We start from the raw sequence: 15,925 nt of genomic DNA, 5'->3' as shown, positions 1-15,925 counted from the left end.
GCGTGCGGGAGGTGGCCGCGGGTCGTTGCCGGGGGCGTGCTGTAGGGCAGGATGCGAGCCGAGAATGGCTCCGGTTCCGCTCGCGGTGACGACCAGCACGAAGGTGGACGCGGCGCAGATCCGCGAGGCGCGGGCCGTGGCCGCCCGCTGGGGACTGCCGTTCCTCCCCCGGCGCTCGAAGGAGGGCATCGCTCCGTGGCTCGGGGTGAAGGCGGAGGCGCTGCTGGTGGTGGGCGGGGACGGGGTGACGCTGTGGGACTCAGAGGGCTCGTTCGCGTTCCACGCGGGCATGGCGCACCTGCGCCGCATGCGCCTGCGGGAGGGTGAGCCGGATGCCTTCGTGCGCGTTGCGGAATTGCGGCCCGGGGACGCCGTGCTGGACTGCACGCTGGGGCTGGCGCAGGACGCGCTGGTGGCGTCGCTCGCGGTGGGGCCCTCGGGACGGGTGGTGGGGCTGGAGAAGAGCCTGGCGCTGGGGGTGGTGGCGGGGGAGGGCCTGCGGCGCTTCGAGCTGGGGGCGGACTCGGGGCCCATCGAGGTGCGGCACGCGGATGCCCGCGAGTACCTGAAGACGCTGCCGTCGGGCTCGTTCGACGTCGTCTTCTTCGACCCGATGTTCGCGAAGCCGAAGAAGGCCCAGCCCGCGTTCGAGGTGCTGCGCCGCTTCGCCGAGCACGCGCCACTGACGCCCGAGACGCTGGCCGAAGGCCGGCGCGTGGCGCGGCGGTGGGTGGTGGTGAAGGGGGCGAAGTACTCGGACGACTTGAAGAAGCTCGGGCTCGCGGAGGAGCCGGGCTCGCGGTTCACGGATGTCGTGTGGGGGCGGCTGGGGCCGTTGTCGAGTCCCTGAGCCGTGCTCCCGGGAGGTGGTGGATGTGGCGCGTGCTGGGGTTGCTGTCCCTGCTGCTGGGTGGACCGGCGCTCGCGGTCGGTCCGAAGGAGGCGAAGGTGGCGGACGAGAAGAAGGCTCCCACATGGTCGTGGCCACGGACGCGCCCGTGGACCATCGCAACCTGCGGCGGCTCGCGGAGCGCGCCACGCTGGGGCTGGGACGTACGGGCTCGTCGGCCTCGAATGGCTCCGGGGACTACGTCATCGCGTTCTCCACGGCGGCGTCGGTGCGACGCCCCTTCAACGCCGAGCTGATGACGGCGGAGACGCTGGGCAATGACGCCCTGTCGCCACTGTTCCAGGCGGTGGTGGAGGCCACGGAGGAGGCCATCTACAATTCGATGTTCATGGCCACCTCCGTGAAGGGGAATGGGCAGTCGGTGGAGGCCATTCCCCTGGAGCGCGTGCGCGAGGTGCTGCGGCGGCACGGAGTGGGACAGACCGGGACACCCTGAGGCACGCATGCACGTCTATCTGAATGGCGAGGTTGTTCCGCTGGAGCAGGCTCGGGTGTCGGTGGAGGACCGGGGCTTTCTCTTCGGGGACGGGGTGTACGAGGTGATGCGGGCGCTCCCGAGCGGACTGTTCGCGGAAGAGGCGCACTGGCACCGGCTCCAGCGGGGCATCCAGGAGCTGAAGCTGACGACGCCGGAGGGCTTCAACAAGGCGCGGGTGGGGGACATCTCCCAGACGCTGCTGGAGGCCAATGGTTTCGTGGGGAAGCAGGCGACGGTGTACCTGCAGCTCACCCGGGGTGCGGCCCCGCGCAACAATGCCTTCCCGCCCGCGGGGACTCCGCCCACGCTCTATATGTCCGCGTCGCCGTTCCAGGTGCCGTGGACGCAGCGCAAGGAAGGCGTGAGTACCGTGCTCCTGCCGGACCTGCGCTGGGCGCGGTGTGACTTGAAGACGGTCAACCTGCTGCCCAACATCCTGGCCAAGCAGCAGGCACGCGAGGCGGGAGTGTTCGAGGCGCTGCTGGTGCGAGATGGGGTCATCACGGAGGGCGCGTCCACGAGCGCCTTCTTCGTCATGGACGGGACGCTACTCACACACCCGAAGGACGAGCGCATCCTGCCGGGTGTGACTCGCGACATCGTGCTGGGGCTGGCGCGCGAGCTGAAGATTCCGGTGCAGGAGCGGGCGGTGCGGGTGGACGAGCGGGACAGGTTCCAGGAGGTGTTCCTCGCTGGCACCACCACGGATGTGCAGCCGGTGATTGCGGTGAACGGGGCGAGGGTGGGGGCGGGGAAGCCGGGCCCGGTGACACTCGCGCTCCAGCAGGCGCTGCTTCAGCGCATGGGGATTGAAGCGCCTGCGTGACGGTGGACCCCGCCTGCTCAGGGTGGTTCAGCGCGTTGGTATTTCGCGGAAGGTGATGCCGGGCAGTTCGAGTTGGTGCACGGCATCCTTGAAGCGCTCGGTGCCGATGACCACCGTGGCGAAGTCGCCCACTCGGAACAGGTTCAGGTCGGTGGGGAGGGAGGCGGATTCGAGAATGGGCTCATCCGGCAGGCTGAACCCGAGTCGGCCGCAGGTGGCGCACTGCGGAGGCATGTCTGGAGGAAGGCAGTCCGGATGCAGTCGGCCGTGGGGCTCAATCTGGAGCTCCAAGATGTCGGGTGGGTCTTTCTTCCGGAACCGCAGCTCCGTCCGGCAGCCCAGCAGCCCCTTCACACCTTCTACCTGGAGGCGCTCCAATGCGTCCCGTTGCACCAGCCACAGGATGTCTCCCTCCGCTGTGAACGGGCCGAATTTCCCCGAGGCCGGACCTTCCAGCGGCCCAAACTGCGCTCCCGGTAGAAGCCCCACTCCGCTGGGCGCCAGGGGGCGCACCAATTCGCGAAGTCGCTCGAACTCGGGAACAGCTACGGGCCAGGGGCTTACCAGCTGCGTCCGCTCGGGAAGTTGCGACAGGTCCACTCCGGGATACTGCTGTCCCGCACTCCCCCACGTGGCCCCGCAGGTGTGGCACTGCACCCCCGGCAGGCGCCACTTGTGCGTGGCGTCGAAGTGCCCGTTGTATTGCGCCGTTGCCGCCGCATCCTCGCGCAAGATGTAGAACCGGGTCATCTGAGCGAGGTCCTCACGTTCCTGGACTGGAATAGTAGGGCTGAACGGGACCTCCAAGGAGCTGGAAGCGATAGATGAGCTCCCCTGCGTGCTTGTAGATCTGCTCTGGGGTGGCGTACTCGTTACGACTCTTGAAGTCCCGCCAGGCCTTGTTCCATTCGCCCCCACGCCCATCATTGCCGTGAAGCCGTCTGTGCATGTCGCGCGGAATCGGCATGGTGTAGTCGTGGATTCTGACTCCTCTTCCATTGAACCAATCCGCCAGGGACTTTGCCTGGGGGAAGATGTGGTGTTTCTCGAACCGGCCGGGCGAGAGCTGGTGTGACGGCGGGATGACCCGCTCGCGGGTTCCATTCCAGTTGGGGAAGACCATGACGGGCTCGGCCCCATTGGGAAGCCCCATCCCGCGGCCCCAGTTCCTCCGAGGCCCACTGCCCGGTGCCGCAGCGGCAGCAGGAGGTCGCGAAGGAGGGAAGCGCGCCAGTTCGATGTCGCCGGGCACGTCCGCGCAGCGGTAGAGGCCGCAAGCGTCCTCACCGCACAGGAGGGTGACGCACTGGTCCTCGTCGGGCTCATCGCACTCCACCACCGCTTCGTCCCAGACCTGCTGAGAGGAAGCGGTGGGAGTGGCGCAGCCCAACCAGGACACGGTCAGGAACCAGACCAGCAAGGATGGAAGGGTTCGCATCGTTCGCGGACCCTAGCATCCACGTGTGTCCCAACGGCACGGAGGGAACCCGCGCCGTGGTTCCGGCTCTGGCCTCACTACAACCCCATGCAGTTCGCGTAGTACGTCACGGTGCCGGGCCAGTCGCTGAACATGCCGATGATGCCGACGTGCCGGGCGAGGACATCGAGCGCCACGAGCATGTCGCCGTCGTTGTCAATCGCCGGAGCAACGGACTGGTAATAGAAGCCGCCGCCCGTCTTCAGCGGCCCGGCGCGCTCGAACGACCAGGTGATGATGTCCAGGCCCGCGGCCCGCGCCGCCTTCGCGTACGCGGAGGGAACGATCTTCCCTTGCGCGTCGAGCGTGAGCAGCACGTAGATGGGCGGCGCAATGACCTTCACTCCCGAGTCCACCAGCGCGTCCATGTTGGGAACCCACGTGGTCGGATTGTTCGGGTCGAAGAGGGTGCCCGGGATTTCGTAGCGGCCATCCAGGTACACGGCCTGCTTGCCGAAGCGCGGCTCGTGCTGAATCCAGTACAGCACGTCGTTCAGGTCGAACGACTGCGGCCAGACATCGCTCGCGGGGACGCGGGCCTGCTTGTATTCGTCGATCATCTGCTGCGCGTACTGCTGCTGCGTGTACTCCCCTTGGAACGGCATGGGGACGCTCGGAGCCTTCAGCTCCGGCGTGAACTTCGTGCCCAGCTTCTTGAACAGCTCGATGCTCTCCTTGTGGGTGAGCACCGTGCCGCAGGTGGAGTAGAGGTCCGTGCGCCAGTTCGCCGTGCCGCCCAGGTACTGCGCCACCGTCGTCGCCGCCGGGTTGGACGCGTCCATCTTCCCGCAGAGTTGCTTGAACTCGGCGAGGGTGATGTCGCTGGTGCAGCACATCGCCGAGGCCGGACGGCCCGTGGCCGGATTCGCCGGCTGGAAGGGCTGCGTGCACTTCGCCGCCAGCGCGGGGATGGCGAGAATGTTCGTCGTGGTGTGGAGGTCACACTGCGAATGCCGGCACACCAGCTGCCGGTCCTTCGTGAACGTCACGTCGCACTCGAGGATGCCCGCGCCCATGCGGGCCGCCGCCTCATACGACTCCTTCGTGTGCTCCGGGAACTGGAGCGGGGCGCCCCGGTGCCCGATGGAGAACTCAGTCTTGTAGAACGGGCCCTCGGAGCACTGCTGGAGCCTCCGCTTCAGGGGGCTCTCGTCCATGTCCTCGACGAGGTAGTACGGGCGTGGGCCCACCTGCACGTTGAGACGGCGCGAGTGCTGGCCTTCGGCCTGCTCGGCACTTCGGTCTCGCGAGTCGTCCCGGGCGGACACGACGGCGGGAGAGGCGAGGCACGCGGTGAGAGTCACGGCGGCGAGTGACATCAACCTCGTCGGGGTCATGAGGCGCACGGCTCCTGGCTGGAGAGAGGGTGTTGAAAGCGCGCGCACCATGCACCTCCTCACCAGGACCCTTGCGTCAAGAGTCCGCCACGATTCGTGGACAGCTTCGTGAGCACTCACTCACACACGAGGGCCAAACCTCGTCGTGAAGGAACGCTAGTCCTTCCCCGCGCCCTTCGGCGGCCCCTCGCCACCCATGGGCGACAGGGCCGCGGACAGCGCTCCGGCCTGCTCGTGCGGCATCTTGTCGCGCGGGGACCGGTAGTACTGCATCGGCGAGTGGTGCAGGAAGTTCGACACCCGGCTCGTGTAGAGACAGGCGTACTGCTCCACCTGGTACCCGAAGCGGCTGTTCTCGTTGCCCTCCTTGAACAGCAGCCCCCAGTACGGGTTGAAGCCCTCTTCGACGTCCTGCTCCAGCGTGTCCGCGATGTCGTTCGCTTCCTTCAGCGCCCGCCGCATCCGGTCCAGCTCCGCCTTCGTCTGCTTCCGCAGGTCGTCCGCCGCCGTCCGCTCCTGGGGCGTCAGCGGCTCGCGCTCCAGCCTGCGCTCCAGCGTGTTCAGCAGCGTCTTGTGGTGGTTCACCTCGTCGTCCAGACGCTCGCGCACCACCTCGATCTGCGACAGCGTGCCAATCTCCTCCTGCCGCGAGTCCGTGTAGGTGATCTCGTCTTCGATCTCCTGCACCACCATGCACGTGCGCCACAGTGACGACTTCTTCGACTTCAGGATGTCGCCGTAGATGTGGTCGCCGACGTAGAGGATGTGCTCCCCCCGGTAGCCCGTCAGCTCCTCGAAGCGCGCCAGGTTGCCGCCCGAGTACACCTTGCCCCGGTCCAGCGTCGTCGCCTCGCAGATGACGCGGCCTTCCTCCGTGCTCGCGTCCAGCTCCAGGAAGGGACGCCCGTCCGTGAAGAAGCCCGGCTTGCCCGCCGCCGTCACCACCACGTCGAAGTAGTTCCGCCAGCTCGGGTACTCCGCCAGCTGCCCGTCCAGCAGGTACCCCATCACCGCGTCCGTGTAGTCCCACGCCGAGTTCGTCAGCAGGAACAGCCGCTTCCCACCCGAGCGCAGCTTGTGCAACGCCGGCCCCAGCTCCGGGTCCAGGAACACGTACCGCCCCAGGTCCTTGCGCACCTCGCGCTTGAGCGAGTTGTCCCGGTGAATCGTATCAATCGCCTCGCGGATGTCGTCGTACAGCTTCCCGTAGTCCACCCGCTGCCCCAGCGACTCCAGCAGCTCGATGATGCCCGCGAAGAGGCACGTCTCCGGCAGCGCGAACAAGGTGTCGTTCCACGCGAACTGCGGGTTGCGCAGCCGCACCCGCTTGTTGCGGTACAGGTCGCGCGACACCTCCGACTTCAGCGGACGCAGCCCGTGGTACGCGCGCCCCACGTGGCCGAACCGGTCCATCTTCAGGATGTTTCCGTTCAGCCGGTCCACCGCCAGCCCGCGCATCACGAAGTGGTGGTCGTAGAGCAGGCCGCCCACCACCGGCGGGTAGCCGTACTCCGTCACCAGCTTCGCCAGCGTCATGTCGAACGACAGCTGCTCCAGCCGGCGCATGTGGTAGATGGCCAGCGTGTAGTCCATGTCGAAGCCGATCAGCTCCACGCTCGACATGCGCAGGTTGCGGTTGACGAAGACCTCGCGCGCTCTCGGCACCAGGTCGTGCCGCTCTCGCGGCAGCGTCAGCAGCCGGGCGAGCTCCTCGTCGGCCAGCAGCTCCTGCGCTCGCCGCGAGGCATTCGCGGCCCGCGCCAGGTTGAGAGGAGAACGAAAGCTCCCGTGAAGCGGGTCCTGCAAGGGACCGCCCGGGATGGGTCGGAAGGGCGAAAGGGTCTGGGCCACGGAACATCAACACATACCACGCGCATCTGCCCACGGCTCGGTCCTTGCCGGGTTGCGAGTGCGCGTGGCACGCTCCCAGTCTGAAATGCGCTCGCCCGCCAGACGCCAGCCCTCGGAGACTGCCGAGGAGGTTCATGCGCGCCTGTCCGCCCGGATCACCGCGCTCGAGGACCGGGTGCGGCTCCTGGAGGCCCGGCTCCGCGTGAGCGCGCCCGCGCCCTCCGCCCGGGTCGCCTCCAGGCGAGCGAGCGAGCCCTCGCGCACCGCCCCCGTCCGCGCGCGCCCCCGCTGCCCCGGTTGTACCCTGCAGCTGCCCCCGGGCCGACGCGGTGAGTCGTGTGTCTGGTGCGGCTTCATCTTCTCCGCCGTGTCCCGGCGCCGCCCGGCGCGAAAGAAGCGATGAGCGCCACCTACAGGCTGACGGGCCGCATCGAGACCGGCGAGCTCGCGGAGCTGTACGAGGGCCTCCAGCTCCCCGCGAGCGAGGTGGTCGTCAAGCTCTTCCACCCCAAGACGTCGGACCCGGCCTACGCGCTCGACCTCGCGGAGACGACGCGCCTCCTCCAGCCCGTCCGCCACCCCGGCATCCTCCACGTGGTGGACATCGGCGTCGTGAACCAGCGGCTCGCCGTCGTCCGGGAGGACCTGGACGGCTTCACGCTGGGCACGGCGCTGCAGCGGCTCCACACCAAGGAAGTGGTGCTGCCGCCCACCGTGGCCCTGCACATCGTCATCCAGCTGCTGGAGGCCGTGCAGCAGGCCCATGACGCGGGCGTCCTCCACGGCGCGCTCACGCCGGGCAACGTGGTGCTGTCTCGCGACGGCACGCCCGCCGTGTGTGACTTCGGCGCGCTGCGCGCCCTCATGGCGGTGCCGCAGCTCCGGCGCTCGTTCGCCAACCGGGGGCGCGGCACGTACCGCTCGCCCGAGGTGTCCCGGGGCGAGGCCTACACCGAGCAGTCCGACGTGTACTCGCTGGGCGCCATCGCCTACGAGCTGCTCACCCAGCGCGAGCCGGTGATTGCCGGCGGCGGCGGCGTCTCCACCCGGCGCAGCGAGGCGCTGCCTCCGCCCAGCCGGTTGGACCGGCGCATCAACTCACGGCTGGACTCGCTCATCCTCCGCGCGCTGGAGCAGAGCCCGCAGCGCCGCTTCCGCTCGTGCGGCGAGTTCGCCGCGTCGCTGCGCAACTTCCTCTCCGCCAGCGGCGGCATGCCCGGCCTCGACGACGTGCGCCGCTTCGTGAACGAGCTGTTCCCCAACGAGGTGAGCCTCGCCGGCCTGGGGCCCGCGCCCTTCAAGGAGGTCTTCACCCTGGAGCCCATCTCCGGCGCGGAGATGGACCTCCATGCCGAGGAGCCCGAGGCCTCCATCATCCAGCGTGCCCCCTACAGCCGCCCGCTGTCTCAGGAGGAGGAGGCCAGCGCCGACACGCAGGATTCCGCCGCGCCCGCTTTCGAGGAGTACCGGCCGGAGGACTACGAGCCGGAGCTGTCCGTGGCTTCCTCGCGTTCCCGGGCGCCCGAGCCTCCCGTGGGCGAAGGGGAGACTACCGGTCCGGGGCAGGCGGGTCCGCTGGAGCGTGGCTGGGATGCTCCGCCGGGCGCCGCGCCCGCAAAGCCGCGCCGGCAGTTGGTCCCCCAGGGCGGCGTCAACGCGCAGCAGGGCACCCGCGTCGGCGCTCGCAACCCGCGCGTGAAGGTGATGGAGGACTTCTCCGGGCCCGCCCCGTCCGAGGAGGACGAGGAGCTGTCCGTCTCCGTCTCCACCTCCGGGCGCCGCGGCGTCCGGCCCCGCCGACCCCAGTCCTCGCCAGAGCGCGGCTCCCGCGCGCTGCCCGAGCCGTTTCCCGCGTCAGCTCGCGCCGGGGCGAAGGAGCGCGACGACATGGCCGTGCCGGCGCCTTCCGGGCCGGGGCTGGACGCGGCCGCGTCCCGGCGGCTGATGACGGAGGAACAGAACCTGTTCCCGACCCCGCATCGGCGCGGGCGGATGGTGGCCATCGCCGGGGCGCTCGCGCTGGTGGGGCTGTTCAGCTTCGCCATCGCCGCGTGGCGGCTCGGGGACAAGCCCGTGGAGGGCGCTCCCGCCACGGCGGAGCCCGGCGGAGAGGACGACCCGACGCTGGGGCAGGGGCCGAGCGAACCGACACCGATTCAGGTGCCTCAGCCGCCCCGGCCGACGCCGGCGCCGCCGCCCGAGCCCGCGCGGCCCGAGCCGGCGCGACCGGCCAGCGCGCAGGACGCCCCGCGGGAGGAAGACGACGCTCCCGCGCCGAGGCCGCCGCCGAAGTCTCAGCGCGCGTACATCACCATCACCACCAATGTGCCCGCGCGGGTGTATATCGACGGGGAGCGGGTGAACCGGCGCACGCCGCTGTCCCGCTTCCCCATCAAGGCCGGCACGCGGCTCATCCGGCTGGTGTCCACCACCACGGGTGAGGCGCAGGAGTCGGAGTTGCGCTTCACGCGGGGCCAGCATCGCAAGCTGGTGGTGGACTCCTTCAGCGCCCCGAGACGGTGACCATGGACCGCACCCGCATCTTCGTCGTCGAGGACCAGCCGCAGCTCCTGAAGAACCTGGTCAAGGTGCTGGGCACCTTCCCCGAGCTGGAAATCGTAGGCACGTCACAGGAAGGCGAGGCCGCCGTGGAGGACATCCTCCAGCTCCGCCCGCAGCTCGTGCTTCTGGACCTGGAGCTGCCGGGCATCAACGGCATCCAGGTGACGCAGCGGGTGAAGCGCCGGGCGCCGGAGGTGGAGATCCTCATCCTCACGTCCTTCGACGACGAGCAGAAGGTGTACGAGGCCATCCAGGCCGGCGCGTCCGGCTATCTGGTCAAGCGCGTGGGCCCGGAGAAGATCCGCTCCGGCATCCAGGAGGTGATGGAGGGCGGCACCGTGCTGGAGCCCATCATCGCCCGCCGCTTCTGGAACTACTTCCAGTCCGTGCAGGCGAAGCCCGCCTCGCCGGAGAAGAAGGCGGACAACCCCTGGGCCCTCACCCCGACGGAGTTCGAGGTGCTGCGCTACGTGGGCAAGGGCCTGTCCAATGCCGAGGTGGGGCAGGTGATGACGCTGGAGCGGCGCACCGTCCGTACACACCTGTCACATATCTACCGGAAGATGGGCGTCAACTCTCACGTGGAAGCCGTCGTGATGGCTCTGCGTGCGGGTGTCGTGGATCTATAGCCGCGCCCTGAGTATAGGTGGAGGCCTATGCGCAAGGCTTCCCAGATGAATGCCCCCGCTCGCGCGGCGGATCCCGCCCTCGAGTCCCTGTTCGACGTTCACGAGGCCACGCTGCCCAATGGCCTCCAGGTGCGGCTGCTCGCCAACCACCAGGCTCCGGTGGTCAGCCTCTACACCTTCTTCCAGGTGGGCAGCCGCAACGAGCGCCCCGGCATCACCGGCATCAGCCACCTCTTCGAGCACATGATGTTCAACGGGGCCAAGAAGTACGGCCCGAAGATGTTCGACAAGACGCTGGAGTCCAGCGGCGGCCGCTCCAACGCGTACACGTCCAATGACATGACGGTGTACTACGACGACTTCGCCGCCGACTCGCTGGAGACGGTGCTCGACCTGGAGTCGGACCGGATGCGCTCGCTGCGCATCTCCCAGGACACGCTGACCAGCGAGCGCGAGGTGGTGAAGGAAGAGCGCCGCGTCCGCGTGGACAACGACATCACCGGCATCATGGACGAGGAGCTGGGCACGCTCGTCTACAAGGCCCACGCGTACCGCTGGCCCGTCATCGGGTGGATGGCGGACATCGAGAACATCACCCGCGAGGACTGCCAGGAGTACTTCCGCACGTACTACGCGCCCAACAACGCGGTGCTCTACATCGCCGGGGACATCGACCCGAAGAAGACGCTGGCCCTGGTTCGCAAGTACTACGGCGACATCCCCCGCGGCCCCGCGCCCGCCAAGGTGCTCAACGCCGAGCCCGAGCAGAAGGGCGAGCGCCGCGCCCTGGTGCGCCACCCCGCGCAGTCGCCCGCGCTGATGCTCGGCTTCCGCGGCCCGTCCGCCCGAGAGGACGACACCTTCACCCTGGACGTGGCGCAGTACGTGCTCACGAAGGGGGAGGGGAGCCGGCTGGTGCGCTCGCTCGTGTACGAGCAGAAGCTGTGCGTCTCCATCATGCTCGACTGGAGCTGGCGCATCGACCCGGGCACCATCCTCTTCTACCTGGAGCTGAAGCCGGACTCCGACCCGGCGAAGGTGGAGGCCGCGCTGTACGCCGAGCTGGAGAAGCTGGCCCGCGAAGGCGTCACCGAGCGCGAGCTGCAGAAGGCGCAGAACAACCTGCGCTCGGACCACATGCGCGAGCTGGCCACCAACAACGGCCGCGCGCATGCGCTGGGCCACTACGAGGCGCTGCTCGGAGACTGGCGTCGCCTGCTCACGCTCCCCAGCGCCTACACCTCCATCACCAACGACATGGTGAAGGCGGCCGCCGCGAAGTACTTCGCTCCCGAGCGCCGCTCGGTGGTGACGCTGCTCCCCGCGCCCTCCGAGGCCTGAGCCCGGACCGGAAAAGGAAAGCCCCCATCTTTATGGCCTCTCGCAAGAGCCCCTCCCTGAAGACCTCCGTGAAGTCCTCCTCCGCTCGCGCCGTGAAGGCCCCCGTTCGGGCCCTCAAGCGCGCCACCCGCAAGGCACCGGCCTCCGGGCGCACCGCCGCCGCGCGTACGGCCGCTCCGTCCCGCAAGGCGGCGTCCACCGGTGCGCTCACGCTGCCCGCGCTGCACGAGAGCACCACCACCAGCGGGCTGAAGGTGGTTGCCGCCGAGCGCGGCCCGCTGCCGCTGGTGTCCATGCGGCTGGTGCTGCGCGCCGGCAGCGCCACCGACCCCGAGGGCAAGCATGGCCTGGCGGACTTCACCGCCCGGCTGCTGCGCCGGGGAACCCGCCGCCTGACGGCCCAGGCCATCGACGAGACGGTGGAGTTCGTCGGCGCCAGCCTGGGCGTGGGCGTGGGCGAGGACACGATGTCCATCGCCCTCACCACCCCGGCCGAGCACTTCGCGCAGATGATGGGCGTGCTGGGCCAGCTGGTGCGCGAGCCCACCTTCCCGCAGTCCGAGGTGGACGACGCGCGCGAGCGGGCCCTGGCCCAGTTCTCCAATGATCTGGACGACCCGTCCGTCATCGCCGACCGGGCCATGGTGCGCGCGCTGTGGGGTGACCACCCGTACGGGCACGACGTGGGCGGCTCGTCCCGCACGGTGCGCACCTTCACCCGCGACGACGTGGTGCGCTTCCACAAGGAGCGCATGGGGCCGAAGGTGGCCATGCTGGTGGTGGTGGGCGCGGTGCGGCCGGAGCGCGTGGCCGCCGCCGCCGAGGAGGCCTTCGTCGGCTGGGAGGGCGGCCCGGACACGGCCCCCGTCATTCCGCCGCTGAAGAAGATTCCCCAGGCCGGGCGCGTGCTGCTCGTGGACAAGCCGGACCAGACGCAGTCCCAGGTGCGCCTGGGCGGCCCCGGCTTCCGCATGGGCCACGAGGACTACTTCCCCGCCACCGCGATGAACATCGCCCTGGGCGGCGGCTTCACGTCGCGGCTGATGAACGAGATTCGCGTCAACCGTGGCCTCACCTACGGCGTCAGCTCCTGGTTCGACGCGATGAACGCTGGCGGCGTCTTCGCGCTCAGCACCTTCACCAAGACGGAGTCCACGCGGGAAATCATCGACGTGGCGCTGGGGGAGATTGGCAACGTCCGTGAGAAGGGGCTCAAGCCGCGCGAATTGGCGGACGCGCAGGCGTACCTCGCCGGCCTCTACCCGCTGCGCACGGAGACGAACGAGTCCATCGCCGGCAGCATCGCCGACACGCGCCTGCATGGGCTGGGCGATGACTGGGTGGAGAAGTTCCGCGACAGGCTGCGCGCGGTGACTCCGAAGCAGGTGGCCGCGGTGGCGAAGAAGTACTGCCTGGCGGAGCCGCCAGCCGTCGTCGTGCTGGGCCGCGCGGACACGGTGAAGAAGAAGCTCAAGGGCCTGGGCCCCATCACCGTGGTGCCCGCGTCGGAGTACGAGTGACGGACACCCGCATCCTCTTCGAAGGCGGGGGGGTGCTCGTGGTGGACAAGCCGCCCGGGGTGCCGGTCATCCCCGGGCGTGACGGTGGCCCCTCGCTGCGTGACGCGCTGGAGTCGCGGCGGGGCCAGAAGGTGTTCGTGGTGCACCGGCTGGACAGGGACACCTCCGGGGTCCTCGTCTTCGCGCTGGACGCGGCGGTGCACCGCGCCCTCTCCGTGGCCTTCGAGGCCGGCCAGGTGCGTAAGCGCTACCTGGCCCTGGTGGAGGGCCGGGTGGAGGCACCGCACCTGGTGGACGCGCCCCTGGTGGCCGGGCGCAAGGGACGCATGCGCGTGGCCCGGCCGGGAGACCTCGGCGCCAAGGCCTCGCGCACGCGCGTGCGGCCGGTGGAGACCTTCGAGCGCGCGTCGCTGGTGGAGGCGGAGCCCCTCACCGGGCGCACCCACCAGATTCGCGTGCACCTTCTCTCGCTGGGCCACCCGCTGCTGGTGGACCACCAGTACGGCCGCGACGAGCCGATGACGGAGAAGGAGCTGGGCGGGGCAGGGGAGGCGGTGGTGCTTGCCCGGACTCCGCTGCATGCCGCTCGCGTGGAGTGGCCCGCGCTGCCCGGTGTGGAGCCACGCGCCGTGGAGGCCCCGCTTCCCGAGGACATGCTGCGCGCCCGGGAGCTGCTGCGCCGCCCGGCGACTACTTCACCTTGAAGCCGTTGGACGTGCCCTGCGCGCCGTAGGCGTCCGTCACCGTGAGCTTCACGTTGGCGCCCAGCACGCCCACGGTGACGTACTGCCCGACGACGCCGTTGTCGAACGGCCCCAGCTTGAGGGGGCTCACGGTGCCATTCTTGTTGACGGTGAGCTCCGTGCTGTCCTGGAAGTGCGCCGCGCGCGGTCCCAGGGCGCGAACGACGACCAGGAAGGGCGTGCCCTGCTGCTGGTCTTCCAGGGCCTCAATCTCGAAGCCGGTGATGTCGCCCGGGCGAATCGGGTCATTGGGGCCGGGCCCGTCAGGCTGGACCACTCCCGCATCCGACGACGTGCCCGCGTCCGGCGTGCCCGCATCGGTCTGGATGAGCGGACCGGCGTCCAGGTCGTTCTCGGGAAGGTCGACCACCCCCGCGTCGTCGTCCGGCGGCGGGCCCCGGTCCTTCGGGATGACGGAGAACACGGCCTGTCGGACGGTCTCACGCCCGTCCGACAGGGCGACGCGGACGTCGTAGGTGCCCATGTCGAGCATTTCCGGCACCGAGATGATGAGGGTGCCGTCGCCGTCCAGGGCCTGCACCGGCGCTTGCTCGGAGCCAATCCACACCCGCGCGGCGTCGGTGCTCACCTGCTCCTGGCCGTAGTCCACGCGGACGGGAATCACCGCGTCGAGGGACACCCGGACGGGGCTCCGCTGCTCGACGGGGACGTGTCGCGGGACGGTGACCTGGTTGGGCGCGACGGAGAGGATGTCCGGGGCCGGTAACGCCGTACTGGAGCCGCAGGCGCAGAGCAGGGCGGCGACGAGCAGCACGGTGGCGCGGCCCTGGCTCACGGCTCGAACCTCGCGCCCAGGAGCCCGCTCAGCCCGCCAAGCTGTGCGTCCAGCCAGGGCGTGCGCGCGGGAGCCCAGGCTCCGCGCACTTCCGCCAGCACGCTCCAGCGTCCGAGACGGTACGCACCCTGGAAGGACAGGAAACCCATCCCAGCCAGCTTGCTCTCTTTCACGTCTTCCTGGAAGTCGCTGCTGAGCCGATGCTGGAAAGGCAGCAGTCCGCCCCCTGCTCGCCCGTACAGGGAGACGGCGGCGCCCTGGAACACACCGACGCGCACCGACGCGAGCACCGGCACCGCCAGCACCCGCGAGTGCACCGAGCCCAGCGCGTCCACGCCACCGTCGAAGGTGACGCGACGCAGGCCCGCCTCGAGCTCCACCGCGAGCCGTTCCCTCCACCACGGAGGCACCAGGGACACGCCCACCGCGCCCATGGGGCCCGTGTTGGCCCCGCTCGCGAAGGCACCGCCCACGAGCACGAAGACGGACGGGTGCCACGCCCCCGCCACCGTCGGCGCGGGAGGCGGCGTCGGCGTCACGGGCGGCTGGACGAGCACAGGCGGTGGCACCGTCACCCGTGTCAGCTCCGCCACGGCGCGCGCGGTGTCGTCCTGCCCCTTGCGGCGCACCGTCACGGTGATGGCGGTGGCGTCCGCCTTCGGCGTGACGCGGTAGCGCAGCAGGGACTCCTCGCTCACGGCCGACAGACGCGCGCCCTCGACGGAGAGCTCGACGTCTCCGTGAACGAGGCCCTCCTCGCCGGCCACGAGGAGCCAGCCCCCGCCCGTGGCGGGGAGGGGAGACGGGAGGAGGGCCGCGACGAGGGGCTGCTCGGTGGGCGGGTCCAGCGGAATGGCGGCGCGGGTGCGCAGCGTGTCGCGGGTGGCCAGCACGCTCGCGGAGAGGACCCCCGGTGGTACTTCCACCGGCACGCGGGCCCGGCCGCGGTCATCGGCCTTCACCGGACCGAAGTGCTTGCCGTCCACCTCGACCACCACGCTGGCCCCGGCGTCGGTGGACACGTCCAGCTGCGTCTTTCCCAGCAGGGGGATGCGGACGACGCCCACCTCGGAAGGCCCGCTGCCGGCGGCCTCCGCTTTGGAGGGCGCCACGCCGGGGAGCGGTGCGCCGTCCTCCACCCAGAAGGCGAGCACGGCCACCAGCGGGTAGCGCACGGGCGGGGGCGTCCACTCGAAGACGCGTACCTCGCCACCCTCCACGCGCTCCCGGGTGAAGGTTCCGGAAGAAGCGGCGCCGCGCACCGGGCCGGAGCCTTTGGGGACGCGCACCTTCAGCGCCACCCGCGAGTCCTGGCCGAGCACCACCCGCTCCGGTGTCCACGACACCGTCACTCCAGGAGGGGCCGCACGGGCCAGCGGAGCGGCGAGGAGCAGCAGGAGGAGGGGCAGAGGACGCATGCGCACGAACCGTGGCATCGACTTCATCCCCTCCACC

The 15,925-nt window shown here is 69.9% G+C and carries 14 protein-coding genes; 8 read left to right on the top strand and 6 right to left on the bottom strand.

Annotated elements, in window-relative coordinates; genetic code table 11:
• Positions 1-64 precede the first annotated feature (64 nt).
• From G4D85_RS43415 to G4D85_RS43405, 3 genes are read left to right on the top strand one after another with little or no spacing between them, the layout of a single operon-like run.
• Entirely contained in the window at positions 65-850 is a 786-nt protein-coding gene (locus G4D85_RS43415; RefSeq protein WP_164020168.1) for a class I SAM-dependent methyltransferase, read from the top strand.
• Positions 810-1,346 (top strand): P1 family peptidase, encoded by a 537-nt coding sequence (locus G4D85_RS43410; protein WP_164020167.1) that lies wholly within the window; start codon positions 810-812, stop codon positions 1,344-1,346. Before G4D85_RS43415 ends, G4D85_RS43410 begins: the two co-directional genes overlap by 41 nt.
• A gap of 7 nt (positions 1,347-1,353) precedes the next feature.
• On the top strand, positions 1,354-2,214 hold the full coding sequence (locus G4D85_RS43405) for an aminotransferase class IV (RefSeq protein WP_164020166.1): 861 nt from the start codon (positions 1,354-1,356) through the stop codon (positions 2,212-2,214).
• Positions 2,215-2,241: 27 nt separating this feature from the next.
• On the opposite strand, the gene sitI6 is transcribed toward G4D85_RS43405, so the two are convergent.
• The 4 genes from sitI6 to G4D85_RS43385 form a co-directional block, all read right to left on the bottom strand.
• Positions 2,242-2,964 carry a SitI6 family double-CXXCG motif immunity protein gene (gene sitI6, locus G4D85_RS43400; protein ID WP_164020165.1) on the bottom strand — a complete coding sequence of 241 codons (723 nt, stop codon included), beginning with the start codon at positions 2,962-2,964 and terminating at the stop codon, positions 2,242-2,244.
• Between the two features lie 13 nt (positions 2,965-2,977).
• Positions 2,978-3,652 (bottom strand): SitA6 family polymorphic toxin lipoprotein, encoded by a 675-nt coding sequence (gene sitA6, locus G4D85_RS43395; RefSeq protein WP_164020164.1) that lies wholly within the window; start codon positions 3,650-3,652, stop codon positions 2,978-2,980.
• Between the two features lie 77 nt (positions 3,653-3,729).
• On the bottom strand, positions 3,730-5,028 hold the full coding sequence (locus G4D85_RS43390) for a glycerophosphodiester phosphodiesterase family protein (RefSeq protein WP_205525961.1): 1,299 nt from the start codon (positions 5,026-5,028) through the stop codon (positions 3,730-3,732).
• A 156-nt stretch (positions 5,029-5,184) separates the two neighbouring features.
• Positions 5,185-6,879 (bottom strand): HAD-IG family 5'-nucleotidase, encoded by a 1,695-nt coding sequence (locus tag G4D85_RS43385; protein ID WP_164020163.1) that lies wholly within the window; start codon positions 6,877-6,879, stop codon positions 5,185-5,187.
• A 399-nt stretch (positions 6,880-7,278) separates the two neighbouring features.
• On the opposite strand from G4D85_RS43385, the gene G4D85_RS43380 reads away from it, so the two are divergent.
• From G4D85_RS43380 to G4D85_RS43360, 5 genes are read left to right on the top strand one after another with little or no spacing between them, the layout of a single operon-like run.
• A complete protein-coding gene (locus G4D85_RS43380) occupies positions 7,279-9,402 on the top strand; it encodes a serine/threonine-protein kinase (RefSeq protein WP_164020162.1) in 2,124 nt (707 codons plus the stop codon).
• Positions 9,403-9,404: 2 nt separating this feature from the next.
• Positions 9,405-10,070 carry a response regulator gene (locus tag G4D85_RS43375; RefSeq protein ID WP_205525960.1) on the top strand — a complete coding sequence of 222 codons (666 nt, stop codon included), beginning with the start codon at positions 9,405-9,407 and terminating at the stop codon, positions 10,068-10,070.
• 27 nt (positions 10,071-10,097) lie between these two features.
• Positions 10,098-11,411 carry a M16 family metallopeptidase gene (locus G4D85_RS43370; protein WP_164020160.1) on the top strand — a complete coding sequence of 438 codons (1,314 nt, stop codon included), beginning with the start codon at positions 10,098-10,100 and terminating at the stop codon, positions 11,409-11,411.
• 32 nt (positions 11,412-11,443) lie between these two features.
• On the top strand, positions 11,444-12,931 hold the full coding sequence (locus G4D85_RS43365) for a M16 family metallopeptidase (RefSeq protein ID WP_164020159.1): 1,488 nt from the start codon (positions 11,444-11,446) through the stop codon (positions 12,929-12,931).
• Positions 12,928-13,635 carry an RluA family pseudouridine synthase gene (locus G4D85_RS43360; RefSeq protein WP_164020158.1) on the top strand — a complete coding sequence of 236 codons (708 nt, stop codon included), beginning with the start codon at positions 12,928-12,930 and terminating at the stop codon, positions 13,633-13,635. Before G4D85_RS43365 ends, G4D85_RS43360 begins: the two co-directional genes overlap by 4 nt.
• Here G4D85_RS43360 and G4D85_RS43355 read toward each other — a convergent pair.
• Positions 13,622-14,470: a hypothetical protein gene (locus G4D85_RS43355; RefSeq protein ID WP_164020157.1), complete on the bottom strand. Its 849-nt coding sequence runs from the start codon at positions 14,468-14,470 to the stop codon at positions 13,622-13,624. The genes G4D85_RS43360 and G4D85_RS43355 overlap by 14 nt on opposite strands.
• The gene (locus G4D85_RS43350; RefSeq protein ID WP_164020156.1) at positions 14,467-15,888 is read right to left on the bottom strand and encodes a hypothetical protein; all 1,422 of its coding nucleotides are present in this window, start codon (positions 15,886-15,888) and stop codon (positions 14,467-14,469) included. Before G4D85_RS43350 ends, G4D85_RS43355 begins: the two co-directional genes overlap by 4 nt.
• Between the last annotated feature and the right edge of the window lie 37 nt (positions 15,889-15,925).

Source organism: Pyxidicoccus trucidator, from assembly GCF_010894435.1.
Classification (GTDB): domain Bacteria; phylum Myxococcota; class Myxococcia; order Myxococcales; family Myxococcaceae; genus Myxococcus; species Myxococcus trucidator.
The sequence above is the reverse complement of the archived record's forward strand: the minus strand, read 5'-3'. Positions and strand labels throughout refer to the sequence as shown.